Here is a 13534-nt window from a genome sequence, read left to right as displayed (position 1 = left end):
CGGCTCCCTTGCGGCGTCTGCGGCGTCTGCGGCGGGTGACGGAAAGGACCATGCACGCCGGGTTCGGAGAAAGTCAATGGATTCGTCATCGCTGAAGTCGAGAACGAGACATTAGTGCAGGTCAGAGGGAAATGAAGTGAGACTTGTCAGTCGGGCTAAAGCGCTTTAGGCTTCTTCCACTCAAGCGCTTTAGCGATCACTGCCGAGAAATGAGGCGAACATGCCGGCCAAGCGGTCCCCGGCGCGCCGGCCGACGATGAAGGACATCGCCCGCCGCGCCGGTGTCTCGGAGAGCGCCGTCTCCTTCGCCCTCAACGGCAGACCGGGCGTCTCCGACGTCACCCGCGAACGGGTGCGCCGGGTCGCCGAGCAACTGGGCTGGCTGCCCAGCACGGCGGCCCGCGCGCTGTCGGGCGAGGGCGCCGCCACGGTCGGCCTGGTGCTGGCCCGGCCCGCGCACACCCTCGGTGTCGACTCCTTCTTCCTCCAGCTCGTCTCCGGCATCCAGGAAGTGCTCGCGGAGCGCCACCTCGGGCTGCTGTTCCAGGTGGTGGAGGACGTGCCGGACGAGTGCGCGGTCTACCGCAGATGGTGGGCCGAGCACCGGGTGGACGGCGTCCTGGTGGTGGACCCGCGCACCGAGGACCCGCGCCCCGGCCTGCTCGACGAACTCGGCCTGCCCGCCGTGGTGATCGGGGGCGCGCCGGACGAGCGGCACCCCGGGCTGTCCACGGTGTGGGCCGACGACGCGGGCGCGATGGCCTCGGTGGTGGACGGGCTGTACGCCCTCGGCCACCGGCGGATCGTGCACATCGCCGGGCTGTCCGGCCTCGCCCACACCGAGCGGCGGATCCGCACGCTGCGGGCCGAGGCCGCGCGGCGTGGGCTGACCGGCGTGGAGTCGATCACCACGGACTACTCGGACGCGGAGGGCGCCGCCGTCACCCGCCGCGTCCTCGGCTCGGCCACACCTGCGACCGCCCTGATCTACGACAACGACGTCATGGCCCTCGCGGGCGTCGCCACCGCCACCGAACTCGGCTTCTCCGTACCGGCCGACGTCTCCGTGGTGGCCTGGGAGGACTCGGCCCTGTGCCGCATGGTCAAGCCGTGGCTCTCGGCCCTGTCCCGCGACACCATGGAGTTCGGCCGCACCGCCGCCCGCGAACTGACCGCACTGCTCGACGGCGGCCCGGCCGGAACGGTCAGGGTGCCGGTACCCCGGCTGATCGAACGGGAGAGCACGGGGGCGGCGCGCCGTACGTGATGATCCGTCATCTTCTTTTCTCAGCAAGCCTGTTGGGCGATGGGACGGCGCTGGACCTCGCTTGACCTGGGGGAACTGGGCAAACGGGTCATATCTGGGAATCTCTGGTATGGGTGCGGGTAGCGGGAGGTGAAAGCCACTCCAGTTGGGAGGCGCATCGCATGACACCGACCCGGGATGTCGTCGAGATGATCCTGGAGGATCACCGGACGATGGAGGACCTGCTCCGCCTCATGCGCAGCACGGAGGCCGATCGCCAGACCGCGCTCCACGACTTCGCGCACCTGATGATCGCCCACGGCGAGGCCGAAAGGGCCTCGGTCCACCCGGTCCTCGCCTCCTTCGAGGACACGGACACCGTCGAGCACATCGAGAACGCGCACCTGGAAGCCGTCAAGGTCCTCTACGCCCTGCTGCGGGTGCGGGAGATCGGCTCGGCCGAATGGGACTGGCGGCTCCAGCAGCTGGCCTCCGCCACCGCCCGCCACACCGACGAGGAGGAGCGCACGCTCGTCAACAAGGTGCGGGAGAGCCTCAGTCGGCACTGCCGGGAGGAACTCGGCGCCGGGTTCGCCCGGACGGAGGCCGACCTGCTGACGGCGCGCTGCGGCAGCCTCGCCAACGTGCACCGCGTGGTGCGGACCGCCGCCCCCGTGTGACACCGATGCGCACCGGCAGGACGAGCCGGACCGCCACGGGGGGACAGACCTACGACAGGAGCCACCATGGAATGGAACCTGGACACCTTCATCACCCAGGTCAACGAACGCGCACGCTACGACAGCCCGCAACAGGGAGCCAGGGCCGTACGGAACGTGCTGGAGGTCCTCGGCGCCCACCTGGTGGGCGACGACCGCACGGACCTGGCCGCCCTGCTCCCCGAGGGATGCGGGCCGCTGCTGACCGCGGCCGAGCCGGCCAGCGAACCGCTGTCACCCGCGTCGTTCGTCCGGGCCGTGGCCGAGCACAGCAACGAGGACGTGGCCGAGGCCAGGCGCGAGATCGACGCCGTACTGCCCACCCTGGCCGATGCCGCGGACCATGCGCTGCTGCGCCGGCTGCTCACCCAACTGCCGCCGGGGCACGCGGGTCTGTTCGGTTGCACCGACCCCGGATGACCGGCGGGACGGGCGGGACGAGGCCCGGGGCGCCGTCGGCGGGCGCCCCGGGTCACTCGCCGACGGCCTGGACGATGTCCTGCGGATCCAGGCCGGTGAGCTGGGCGATGCGCGGCTCGGGGATGCCGGCGGTGAGGGCGCGGTGCACCAGCGACTGCCAGTCCTGGGTGGTGTCCCGGAAGCTGAGCAGCTCGGACTCCATGTCCGTCAGGGACGCGGGCGCGCACGCGTGCTCGACCCGCAGCGTCTCCTCCTCGCCGAGGGGGACCGGCAGCCGCTCCGCGTCCTCGGGGATGAGCACTTCGGAGCCCGCCGGGACGATCCTGACGCGCTCGGAGGAAGCCGGCGTCCCGTGCGCGTGGAGCCAGCCACGGACCGCGGGACTCTCGGCGCACTCCAGGTCGCCGACCGCCGACAGGGCCGCCCCCAGACGCGGGTGACGCTCGGGCAGAAGGAACAACAAGGCATCGTCGGCCATGGCCGTGACACCCCTTTCGGAGAAGCAGCAGGGCGGGGACGTCATCACTGTCCCCTCAGAATGCGCTCTGCCCGCGCACGCCCCGCCCACTCGCCCGAATCACTCGTCCGGGTTCCACTCCACCGGACTCGCGGCCGGCCGCCGGCAAGGGCCCCTCACCGGGGACCGGACGCGGCTACCCGTCCCTCGGCGGGGCCGGGCGGCTGTGCGCTCGTGCGGGCGTGCGCAGGGTGAGGAGGGCGACGTCGTCGAGACCCGGTGGGTGGACGCGGTGCAGGAGTTGGTCCGTGAAGGAGGGCAGGGGGCGGTGGGCGAGGGCGGCGGCGTGCTGGCGCAGCCGGTCCAGGCCGTCGTCGAGGGTGTGGCCGGGTCTCTCGATGAGACCGTCGGTGTAGAGCACGAGGGTGGAACCCGCGGGCAGTCGGAGGGTGTCGTCGGGGCGCGACGTGGGCACGCCCGTGCCGAGCAGGAGCCCGTGACCGCCGGTGAGGAAGCGAGCCAGTCCGTCACGTGTGATGAGCAGGGGCGGTGGGTGACCGGCATTGGTCCAGGACAGCTCCCAGTGGCCGTCGTCGGTACGGGTCACCCGGGCGAGGATGAGGGTGGCCATGGGGACGTCGGTGATCGGCATGATCGCCTCGTCGAGGCGTTCGACGACCCGGCTGGGAGGACCCTCCTGCGACCAGGCGTACGCGCGGAGCATGTTGCGCAGCTGCGCCATACCGGCGGCGGCCTCCAGGTCGTGGCCGACGACATCGCCGACGGCCAGCGCGGTGGCACCGTCGGGCAGCGTGAAGGCGTCGTACCAGTCGCCGCCGACCTGCGAGGCGTCGGGGGCGGGCAGATAGCGGACGGTCATCTGCAGACCGGGCACGCGCGGCATCTGGGGCAGCAGATGGTTCTGCATGGTCTCGGCGACCTTGCGCTGGCGCTGGTAGAGCCGGGCGTTGTCCAGGGCGAGGCCGGCGCGGCGGGCGATGTCCTCCAGCAGGGGCAGGTCGGCGACGGTGAAGGCGCCGGACTCCTCGGTACGGCCGAGCGTGAGGGCCCCCAGCACGTCCCGGGGGCTGCGCAAGGGCGCCATCGCCGCGGAGTGGATGCCGGAGACCTCGAAGAGACGGTGCTGCTCGGCCGTGATGCCGGAATCCGGGGGATCGCGGTAGGTGTCGGGGCCGGCCACCGCGGAGGCGACGCCGCGCAGCGCCTTCGACAGGGGCATCAGCGACTCCTCCGGGACGGGCGGCATGGGCCCTTCGAGGTCCTCGTGGTGGACCAGGGCGTCGCCGTCGGCCTGGACCACCGCGGTGCGCCACACCTCGTCGCGCTCCGTGATCAGATCGATCACGGCCCAGTCCGCCAGGCGCGGCAGGACCAGGCCCACCAGCCGCCGCAGCGCCTCCTCGACGTCGAAGGTGGACGTCAGCTGGGTGGTGGTCTCGGCGAGGAGGGCGAGCCGCTCGAAGTCGCTCAGCGTTTTCGCCGCCCGCCCCGGACGGGAGCCCGCGCCAGGGTCCTGCCCGAGGGTGTAGAAGAGGACCAGCGTGTCGGCGCCTCGGCCACCGGTGTCGTACGGCGTGATGGTCCAGGAGACGGGGAGCAGGGAGCCGTCGCCGCGCGCGAAGTACTCCTCGCCGCCCTGGGCCGGGATCCTCGCGAGGAACGCCTGCCGCATGCCGCACTGTGTCGCGGGCAGCCGCTGGCCCTGCGGCCCGCGGTGCAGCAGATCGTGCGCGTCATGTCCGACCAGTTCCCCGGCAGGGCGGCCCAGAAGGTCCTCGGCCCGGTGGTTGGCGGCGACGATGAGACCTTGCGCGTCCGTGACGTAGGCGCCCGCCCCGATGGCCTCCAGCGCCGGCATGAGGCGCGGGGCGAAGCCTGCCGCGGGCCGCTCCGGCTCGGTCCGCGCGCTCTCCGCCTCCACCATGGCCGTTCACCTTCCCCTTCCTGAAGACCTCGCCTGAAACCCCGCCGCCCCCGGCACCGATTCTGCCTGCGTACGAGCGGTCACGCCCCCGATACCCGTGACTCCCGCCGGGGGAACGCGCACTCCGAGCGGCGCGCGAGGGTCAGGCCGTGCGGGTCGGCGTGGGGGGCTTCCCCTCCTTCCTGCCACGAGCTCCTTCCTGCCACGAGCCGCGCCACACCCGACGGCCGGGCCCGCCCGTGGCAGCGGACCGTCCGTGGCAGCGGACCGTCCGAGCGGGCGGGTTGTGTCCATGGCGCCTGCGGGGGCATGTGTCCTGGACCGATCGGCGCGGTGGACGGTGCGGTGACGAGCAGGGGAGGCCGGGGCGTGTTCGAGGATTTCGAGACCAGGCGGGTGCGGCTGGACGAAGCGTCGATCCTCGTCCGCCACGGCGGGGAAGGGCCGCCGGTGGTGCTGCTGCACGGCCACCCCCGGACCTCCGCGACCTGGCATCGTGTCGCCCCGCTCCTCGTCCGGAGCGGTTTCACCGTGGTCTGTCCCGACCTCCGGGGATACGGCCGGTCCACCGGCCCGACGCCCACGGCGGACCACGCCGGGTACTCCAAGCGGGCCGTCGCCGGTGACGTGGTCGAGGTGCTGCGCGCCCTCGGCCATACCCGGTTCGCACTCGCCGGACACGACCGCGGAGGCGCCGTCGCACTGCGTCTCGCGCTCGATCATCCCGACACGGTCTCCAGGGCGGCGTTCATCGACTGCCTGCCCGTCACCGAGCACCTCTCGCGCATCACGGCCCGGTTCGCCACCCAGTGGTGGCACTGGTTCTTCTTCGCCCAGCCGGACATCCCCGAGCGGGTCATCGACGCCGACCCGGACAGCTGGTACCGAGGCGACCCCCGGAGCATGGGACGGGAGAACTACGAGGAGTGGCGCTCGGCCACCAGGAACCCCGACGTGGTGCGCGCGATGCTGGAGGACTACCGGGCCGGCCTCACCGTCGACCGGCGGCACGAGGAGGCGGACCGTGCCGCCGGGACACTGATCCGGTGCCCCGCGCTGATCCTCTGGTCGCGCCGGGACGACCTCGAAGACCTCTACGGGGACCCGGTGAAGATCTGGCGCCGGTGGGCGCCGGATGCGCGCGGCCACGGCATCGACGCCGGACACCACGTGGCCGAAGAGGCTCCGGAAGCGCTCGCGGCCTCCCTCGCGGACTTCTTCACCGGACAGCCCGGCTGACCGGTACCCGGAACGTCCACGCACACGAAAGGGGCGGCTCCCCGAGGAAGCCGCCCCTTGCGTACGCCGTCAGCGCGAGCGCCCTGTCACCACCCGGTAGAGCAGCAGCACGATCACGGAACCCACGACCGCCGCGATCCAGGTCGAGAGGCTGAAGAAGCCGTTGATCGAGTGGACGCCGAAGATCACCTTGCCCAGCCAGCCGCCCAGCAGCCCGCCCACGATGCCGATCAGCATCGTCACCAGGCAGCCGCCCGGGTCCTTGCCGGGGGTCAGTGCCTTCGCGATGGCGCCCGCGATGAGGCCGATCAGGATCCAGGCGATGATGCCCACGAGATTGTTCCTTCCGTTCCGCTGTGCGACCCCGGTGCGGGGCCCTCACGTGCTTCCGCATATCCCGGATGGGTCGGCGTATGCGGGGCCAATGGTCCCTACTTCCCGTTTCGGGGCCGGGCGGCGGGAGACTCCTGACACTGCACCCGTGTGCGCAGACTTCCCCGAGCGCGGTGCGGACAACCGAGGAGTGGTTCCCATGCAGCCGCTGTCCGGATCCAGGCGGATACCGCCCGGAACCACCACGGCCCTCCGCCCCGGTGCGAACCGGGCACAGGGCAGGAAATTCCTCGAACGCGTCGACGGCTTCCAACGGCGCCACAAGTGGGTGGGCCTGCCGCTCGCCGTCGTGTACAAGTTCTACGACGATCAGGCCGCGTACCTCGCGGCGCTGCTCGCCTACTACGGCTTCCTCTCGCTCTTCCCGCTGCTCCTGATCCTGGTCGCCGTCCTGAGCACCATCCTCAGCGGCGATCCGGCGCTCCAGCAGCGGGTCATGGACTCCGCGCTGAGCGAGTTCCCGGTCATCGGCGACCAGCTCGGGCACAACATCCACTCCTTCCACGGCAGCGGAGTCGTCCTCGGCGCGGGCATCGTGGGCAGCGTCTACGGCTCGCTCGGTGTCGCCCAGGCCGCGCAGTACGCCCTCAACAAGATCTGGGCGGTCCCCCGGCACGCCCGCCCGGACCCGCTCCGCTCGCGGCTGAAGGGGCTGGTGTTCCTGCTGCTCCTCGCGGTCGGGCTGTGCGCGTCCACCCTGCTGTCGGCGGTGGCCGCGCAGAGCTACCTGTTCGGCGTGCGCCTGAGGGGCGGAAGCTGGATCGCCGCGAGCGCGGGGTCCGTGTGCCTGAACGCCTTTCTGCTGCTTCTGAGCTACCGGCTGCTGACCCAGCGGACCCTGCCGCTGCGCCGACTCGCGGGCGTGGCCCTGGGCGGCGCCCTCGCCTGGCAGGTGCTGCAGTGGGTGGGCTCCTACTACGTCAGCCATGTGCTGCGCGGCGCCACCGCCACCTACGGCATGTTCGGCATCGTCCTGGGCCTGCTCGCCTGGCTCTACGTCGGAGCCCTGATCTTCGTCGCGACGGCCGAGGCGGGCGCCGTACGGGTCATGCGACTGTGGCCCCGCAGCCTGCTCACGCCGTTCACCGACCGGGTGCGGCTGAGCGCGGCCGACCGCCGCGCCTACCGGTCGTACGCCGCCACCGAGGCGTTCAAGGGGTTCCAGAAGGTCAGCGTGCGTTTCGAGCGGCCACCCGAGCCCCGGCACGAGGAACCACCGGACGGCACACCCTGAAAACGGGCCCACCACGAGTGGTGGGCCCGAACCGGCGCGGGACCTCCCACGCCGGGGTGCGCTCAGGAGTGGACGACGCGGCGCACGTTGTCGACCGACCCGCAGTCGGCCTTCAGCCGGCGCCCGCGCTCCTCCCGGAACGCCGCTCCCAGCTCCTCGCGCCGCTCCATCGCCACGTTCTCGCGCGCGCCGTTGAGGATGGTGCGCTCCTCCTCGTCGGTGTGGTGGTTGACGGCTTCCACCAGCGCCTCCAGCTTGGAGTCCCACTCCTCGGAGCCGACCTCCGCCACCTCCAGGAGGTCCAGAAGAGCTTGGTTGCCCTCGTCGTGCTCGTGCTCGCCGTGCTCCACCTCTTCGTCGTCGATGTGCTTGTACCGCTTCAGCGCGGGATAGACCTCGGCCTCCTCGGCCTGCGCGTGGGCGATCAGCAGACCCGCGAACTCTTGGAGCGCGGCCGCCCGGTCGGCCTCGACGCTGCGCATCAGATGGAACAGATCCTCCATGCGCCGGTGGTCCTTGAGGATCAGCTCGACGACGTCCTGGGTCTCGGCCATGGCAGTGGCACCACTTTCGTTACGAACGACGGGGAGCCTTTCGCATACCCTCGCCGGCCGCGTTGATGACTCAGGTGAGGCAGGAGAGTGACGCGGGCCGTGCGGGGCTACGGCCGCCGGATCGTCCCCTCCGCCGAGATGCGGGCGGCGTGCGGGCCGAAGTCCTCCTCCGACACCCCGGAGACGAGGTCGATCGCCTCGCCGCCCGGCTCCGGTGTGCCGGGCGGCACGATCCGGGTCGGGCGCAGCTGCCCGGACACATAGGTGCCGTCGGCGCGGAGGTCGACCTGAAGGACGCCGCTGGTGGAGAGGTTGCCGCCGAGACCGAGCACCTTGTAGCCGGTGAAGTTGCCCAGGCTGTAGGCGATCAGCCGCCCCTTGTAGAACTCCATTCCGCGCATCACGTGCGGGCCGCTGCCCACGACGAGGTCCGCCCCGGCGTCGATCACGGCGTGGCTGAAGCGGTAGCTGTCGCCCCGGTTCTCGCCGAGGAAGTACTCGGTGCCGGGTTCTACGTGGGTGCGGTCCGAACCCTCCGCACCGGCGTGCATCGTGACGATCACGACGTCCGCCATCGCCGCGGCGCGGGCGGTGAGCCGCCGCGCGGCGGGGATGTCGGTCAGGTCGTTCGCCCCGCGGTCGGGGGCGAACCCGATCAGCGCGACCCTGATGCCGCGCACCCGCTGGACGGTGATCTGGCCGAGCCGCCCGGTGAACCGCACCCGCGCGGAACGCAGCGCCGCGAACGTCTCGCGCCGCCCCTCCGCCCCGAAGTCGTCGATGTGATTGTTCGCCGTGTTCATGACCGTGAACCCGGCCTGTGCGAGCCGGTGGCCGTAGGACGGCGGGGCGTGGAACGCGAAGCAGTTCGGGCCGTCGATGTACTCGCACTTGCTGGAGCCACCGGTGGTGAGCGTGCCTTCCAGGTTCCCGAGCACCACATCCCCGGTGAGCAGGTCGTCGACGGGGTCGAAGAACGAGGCGCCGTCGTCCGGCGGCAGGCTGTCCGGCAGCGTGCCCATGACGACGTCCCCCACGGCGGCGATGTGTACGACCCCTCGGGGGAGCGGCGCCGCCGGCGCACCGGACGCCGGGGTCCCGGCCGGCCGCGCGGGGGGCCGGGCCGTCCCGGTGGCAGCCGAATTCCCGGAGCCGCCACGGAACGCGCACGCCGCGAGAACCACCGCACCGGCCCCGAGCAGACAGAGGGCGAGCAGGTGACGACACGCCGACCTCTGCCGCGACCACCGCTGCTGACGACATTGCCCGCCGGACATGATCACCGGATCATGCTACGAAGCAGGCCTCCACCCTTCACGCAGGGCCACCGGCGTGTTTCACACCTTTCGGCGAGCAGCGCTTCCGCCGTCGACACCGGACCCCACTCGGGATCGAGTCCGGCCAGCCGCCCGGCCCCCCGGTGCCGGGCCACCGGGGTCCGTGCCGAGTTCGGAGCGCACGAGGTCCGCGAGGACGCTACGGGCCTCGGCGGCCTCCGGCGGTGCGTCCGTACGCCGTGCGGCGCTGCCCAGGCAGCCGAGCGGCAGCCCGGCCGGAGCCGCGAGGCGCACCAGGTCCGCGCCGCCGAGGAGCCCCGCCGTGAGCAGGCCGTCCAGCTGGGTGGACGGCGCTCAGCGGAACCGGCCGCCCAGAGCGTGCCGGGCCCGCTCCCGGGTGAGCCGCGTGCTGCCGGCCAGGCCGTCGGGGCCCGGTTCGGGCACCAGCGCCGCATGCCGCAGCCGTACCTCATCGGAGGCACCGTCCTAGCGGACGATGTCCTGCCGGTGGGGGAGTGGTTCCTGCGCGTGGGCGGCCCAGTCCACGGGCTCGCCGGGCGCCAGGGAGGCGACAAGATCACGTGCGTGCGAGCCGCTCCGGGCACTCCGCAGCTTCCGGACGAGCTTGTCCGGCGCCGTTTCACGGTCGAGCCGGGCACGGACGACCGCAGCGAGGTCGGCCGACGCCTGGACCCGTCGAGGCCGAGCCGGGGGAGTACGGCGTCGACCGCCTCGGTGTCCGCGAGGCAGAGCAGCGTGCCCGCAGGCCAGGCCCACAAATGGTCACCGCGCTCCAGAAGCTTGATCGCCTCCTCGGGGGCCCGGCCGGCGGTGCCGCTGATGGACGTCCCCGGGCTCGCCGCCGGGACGGCTCCAGACCGTGCGCTCCACCGACTCGGCCCAGGCCAGCCCCTCCGAGGCGGCTGTGGACGCCGGTCGACAACGGCGGTGAGGAGAGCGGCCCCCGGCAGCGGCCCACCGGCGAGCACGTCCGTCGTCATCCGCTCGGGCAGGGCGGTCGACGCGGCGGTGGCATGCTGCGGCCCGGCGTGCTCCAGGAGCGGGCCGAGCGCGCGGTGGACACTGCGGGGCGCGGGAGCCCGGAGCGTGTCGTCGGACACCGGCGGCACCGGCGGCGCGGCAAGCAACTCGGGCAGAGTGCCCCGGTGCCCGGCGAGCGCGTCGTGCAGCCCGCGCCAACGGCCCACGTCCGCTCCCAGGTGACGCTCCGTCAACCATCTCTCGCAGGAGCCTTTCGGCCGCTCCCACCTGCGTTTTCGTCATGGCCGCCATGGCAGGCACGGCTCCGACGGCCCCAGGGCGACACCGAGTCCACCCCCTGGGCCGGGACGGCGTACCCGTCGGCGCCCAGCCCACTGATCCGTTGCGGAACACGCGCCGGATTGGTCCGCGATCTTTTTTCACCCGATCAGGTCGCGGACCAATCCGGCGGGGCGGCCAGAACCGGATTCCCCGCGTGAGGGACGAAGAGAAGGATCAACGAGGCCGGCCGGGCCTGCCGCGTCTGGCGCTGGGCGCGCTGAGCGGGGCGCTGGCCGGCTTCAGCGCGCTGGCGGTGGCCGAACTGGTCGCGGCGGCGGTACGTCCGCAGTCCGGTCCGGTCGTCGTGGTGGGCGGCGCGTCCATCGACGCGACGCCCGCGCCGGTCAAGGACTGGACGATCCGCCACTTCGGCACCGACGACAAACTCGTGCTGCAACTCGGCATCCTGGCCGTGCTCGCGGTGTCGGCGCTGGCGTTGGGCGCGCTGGCGGTGCGGTTGCGGCGGGTCGGGTCCGCCGGGGTCCTTCTCTTCGGAGCCGTCGGTGCGGCCGCCGCCCTCAACCGTCCCGACTCCATCGGCATCGCCGACGCGCTGCCCTCCGTCGCGGGGGCCGTAGCCGGGGCTCTGCTCCTGTACGGCCTGGCGGGGCGCCTCACCGCGCCCGCTCGATCGACGTTGTCGGACTCCGGCGCCGTGAGCGAGGAGACGGCAGGTGGTGCGCCTGCGCCCGAGGCATGGGACCGGCGGGGGTTCGTCCTCGCGGCGGCGTCCGCAGCGGCCGCTTCCGCCGTGGTGGGCGCCGCCGGCCGGTCACTGAACGGCTCCAGCGGCCGGAACGCGGTCGCCTCGCGCGCGAGGGTCGTGCTCCCTCTCCCCGGCTCACCGGCGCCCCCGGTACCGAAGAGGGCCGGGCTGCGGGTCGCCGGGATCAGCCCCTTCGTCACCCCGAACCAGGACTTCTACCGGGTGGACACCGCACTGGTGGTGCCCAAGGTCGACGCGACCGCCTGGCGGATGCGCGTCCACGGCAAGGGCGTACGCCGTCCGGCCGCCTACTCCCTGGACGACCTGCTGCGCAGGGAACTGATCGAGCGGGACATCACCTTGACGTGCGTGTCGAACGAAGTGGGCGGCCCGTACGTGGGCAACGCCCGCTGGATCGGCGTCCGACTGGCCGACCTCCTCGCCGAGTGCGGGGTGGCACCCCCGTCCCGGGGCGGCCGCGCGGACCAGCTGGTGGCCCGCTCGGTGGACGGCATGACGATCGGCAGCCCCGTCGAGGACCTGATGGACGGCCGGGACGCGATGCTCGCCCTCGGCATGAACGGCGAGCCCCTGCCCTTCGCACACGGCTTCCCGGTCCGCATGGTCGTCCCCGGCCTGTACGGCTTCGTGTCCGCCTGCAAATGGATCGAGGACATCGAACTCACCACCTTCGATTCCTACGACCCCTACTGGGTCAGGCGCGGCTGGGCCCGCCGGGCCCCGATCAGGACCGAGTCCCGTATCGACACCCCCAAGCCGTTCGCCCGGCCCAAGACCGGCACGGTCATGATCGCCGGGGTCGCCTGGGCCCAGCACCGGGGCGTCGACAAGGTCGAGGTCCGCATCGACGACGGCCCCTGGCAGGAAGCCCACCTGGCCGCCGAGTACACCCGCGACACATGGCGCCAGTGGTCGCTGCCCTGGCAGGCGGCCAAAGGCGGCCACACCCTCACCGTCCGCGCCACCGACCGCACCGGCACCGTGCAGACCGACAGACGGACCCGCACGATCCCCGACGGCGCCAGCGGATGGCACTCCGTCGTCGTGACCGTCGACTGACCACTCGCCCCACGACAAGGGCCTGCGGCCCGCCCCGGACCACCTTCCCGCAACACCCCGGACGCAGCAGAGCGCTGTGCCTTTCACCAGGAGAAGATGATGAACACCCGTATCCGCCGTACCGCCGGTCTCCTCACCGCCGCCGCCGTGCTCCCCCTGGTCCTGACCGCCTGCTCCGGCAGCGGCAGCGACTCGGGCAAGTCCGACTCCTCCGACCGGGCCTCGGCCTCGGCCACCACGGGCGGCAACGACATGAGCACGATGGACCAGCCGTTCGGCCCGGCCTGTTCGTCCGTGCCGAAGAACGGTGCCGGCTCCTTCAACGGCATGGCCAAGGACCCGGTGGCCACCGCCGCCTCCAACAACCCGGCCCTGTCCACCCTCGTGACGGCGGTGAAGAAGGCCGGTCTGGTCGACACCCTCAACAACGCCCAGAACATCACCGTGTTCGCGCCCACCAACGACGCCTTCGCCAAGATCCCGAAGGCCACCCTGGACAAGGTCCTCAACGACAAGGCGCAGCTGACGAAGATCCTCACCTACCACGTCGTCGGCCAGAAGCTCACGCCGAAGGACCTGGTGAACGGCTCCTTCGACACGCTGGAGAAGTCGAAGGTGACGACCACCGGCTCGGGCGAGTCCTACATGGTCGACGGCTCCGCCAAGGTCGTCTGCGGCAACGTCCAGACCGCCAACGCCAACGTCTACATCATCGACACCGTCCTCATGCCGAAGAGCTGACACCACCGCAGACCGGGGACGCGCGCCCGACCGGGTCGCCTCGACGGGAGCGACCCGCCGCCGCGCGTCCCCTTGTACCAGGGCACCCGCCTGCCGCCCGACCGGCAGGGCGCGGCCGGTGCCCTGCTCCCGGGCCGGTGCGCGAGCGACGACGCCCGCGCACCGGCCCCGAGGAGTTCTTCACCCGAAGGGGAGGCAGA

12 protein-coding genes are annotated in these 13534 nt (G+C 72.2%); 7 read left to right on the top strand and 5 right to left on the bottom strand.

Annotated features, from left to right (window positions below; translation table 11 throughout):
• The first annotated feature begins 220 nt into the window (after positions 1-220).
• The 3 genes from QHG49_RS00810 to QHG49_RS00800 all read left to right on the top strand — a co-directional run bounded on the left by QHG49_RS00810 (position 221) and on the right by QHG49_RS00800 (position 2385).
• A complete protein-coding gene (locus QHG49_RS00810) occupies positions 221-1267 on the top strand; it encodes a LacI family DNA-binding transcriptional regulator (RefSeq protein WP_301486809.1) in 1047 nt (348 codons plus the stop codon).
• Between the two features lie 161 nt (positions 1268-1428).
• Complete coding sequence (locus tag QHG49_RS00805) at positions 1429-1926, top strand: hemerythrin domain-containing protein (protein WP_301486807.1); 498 nt, start codon at positions 1429-1431, stop codon at positions 1924-1926.
• A gap of 66 nt (positions 1927-1992) precedes the next feature.
• Positions 1993-2385 carry a DUF2267 domain-containing protein gene (locus tag QHG49_RS00800; protein ID WP_159697668.1) on the top strand — a complete coding sequence of 131 codons (393 nt, stop codon included), beginning with the start codon at positions 1993-1995 and terminating at the stop codon, positions 2383-2385.
• A gap of 52 nt (positions 2386-2437) precedes the next feature.
• On the opposite strand, the gene QHG49_RS00795 is transcribed toward QHG49_RS00800, so the two are convergent.
• Together QHG49_RS00795 and QHG49_RS00790 are read right to left on the bottom strand one after the other, a co-directional pair.
• Positions 2438-2863, bottom strand: coding sequence for a DUF6003 family protein (locus QHG49_RS00795; protein ID WP_159697666.1), 426 nt, complete (start codon positions 2861-2863; stop codon positions 2438-2440).
• Positions 2864-3038: 175 nt separating this feature from the next.
• A complete protein-coding gene (locus tag QHG49_RS00790; RefSeq protein WP_370530403.1) occupies positions 3039-4787 on the bottom strand; it encodes a SpoIIE family protein phosphatase in 1749 nt (582 codons plus the stop codon).
• 369 nt (positions 4788-5156) lie between these two features.
• Between QHG49_RS00790 and QHG49_RS00785 the strand changes: the two genes are divergently transcribed.
• Complete coding sequence (locus QHG49_RS00785; protein ID WP_301486803.1) at positions 5157-6026, top strand: alpha/beta fold hydrolase; 870 nt, start codon at positions 5157-5159, stop codon at positions 6024-6026.
• 69 nt (positions 6027-6095) lie between these two features.
• Here the strand turns inward: QHG49_RS00785 and QHG49_RS00780 are convergent, their stop codons facing one another.
• The gene (locus tag QHG49_RS00780; protein ID WP_145489344.1) at positions 6096-6359 is read right to left on the bottom strand and encodes a GlsB/YeaQ/YmgE family stress response membrane protein; all 264 of its coding nucleotides are present in this window, start codon (positions 6357-6359) and stop codon (positions 6096-6098) included.
• A gap of 199 nt (positions 6360-6558) precedes the next feature.
• On the opposite strand from QHG49_RS00780, the gene QHG49_RS00775 reads away from it, so the two are divergent.
• The gene (locus QHG49_RS00775) at positions 6559-7653 is read left to right on the top strand and encodes a YihY/virulence factor BrkB family protein (protein ID WP_301486800.1); all 1095 of its coding nucleotides are present in this window, start codon (positions 6559-6561) and stop codon (positions 7651-7653) included.
• A 62-nt stretch (positions 7654-7715) separates the two neighbouring features.
• On the opposite strand, the gene QHG49_RS00770 is transcribed toward QHG49_RS00775, so the two are convergent.
• Positions 7716-8207 (bottom strand): hemerythrin domain-containing protein, encoded by a 492-nt coding sequence (locus QHG49_RS00770; RefSeq protein WP_159697660.1) that lies wholly within the window; start codon positions 8205-8207, stop codon positions 7716-7718.
• A gap of 107 nt (positions 8208-8314) precedes the next feature.
• A complete protein-coding gene (locus QHG49_RS00765; RefSeq protein ID WP_301486797.1) occupies positions 8315-9244 on the bottom strand; it encodes a CapA family protein in 930 nt (309 codons plus the stop codon).
• 1717 nt (positions 9245-10961) lie between these two features.
• Here QHG49_RS00765 and QHG49_RS00760 point away from each other — a divergent pair.
• Together QHG49_RS00760 and QHG49_RS00755 are read left to right on the top strand one after the other, a co-directional pair.
• On the top strand, positions 10962-12593 hold the full coding sequence (locus QHG49_RS00760) for a molybdopterin-dependent oxidoreductase (RefSeq protein WP_301486795.1): 1632 nt from the start codon (positions 10962-10964) through the stop codon (positions 12591-12593).
• A 99-nt stretch (positions 12594-12692) separates the two neighbouring features.
• A complete protein-coding gene (locus QHG49_RS00755) occupies positions 12693-13334 on the top strand; it encodes a fasciclin domain-containing protein (RefSeq protein ID WP_159697654.1) in 642 nt (213 codons plus the stop codon).
• Positions 13335-13534 lie beyond the last annotated feature (200 nt).

The sequence above is a fragment of the Streptomyces sp. WP-1 genome, from assembly GCF_030450125.1.
Taxonomy (GTDB): domain Bacteria; phylum Actinomycetota; class Actinomycetes; order Streptomycetales; family Streptomycetaceae; genus Streptomyces; species Streptomyces incarnatus.
The sequence above is the reverse complement of the archived record's forward strand: the minus strand, read 5'-3'. Positions and strand labels throughout refer to the sequence as shown.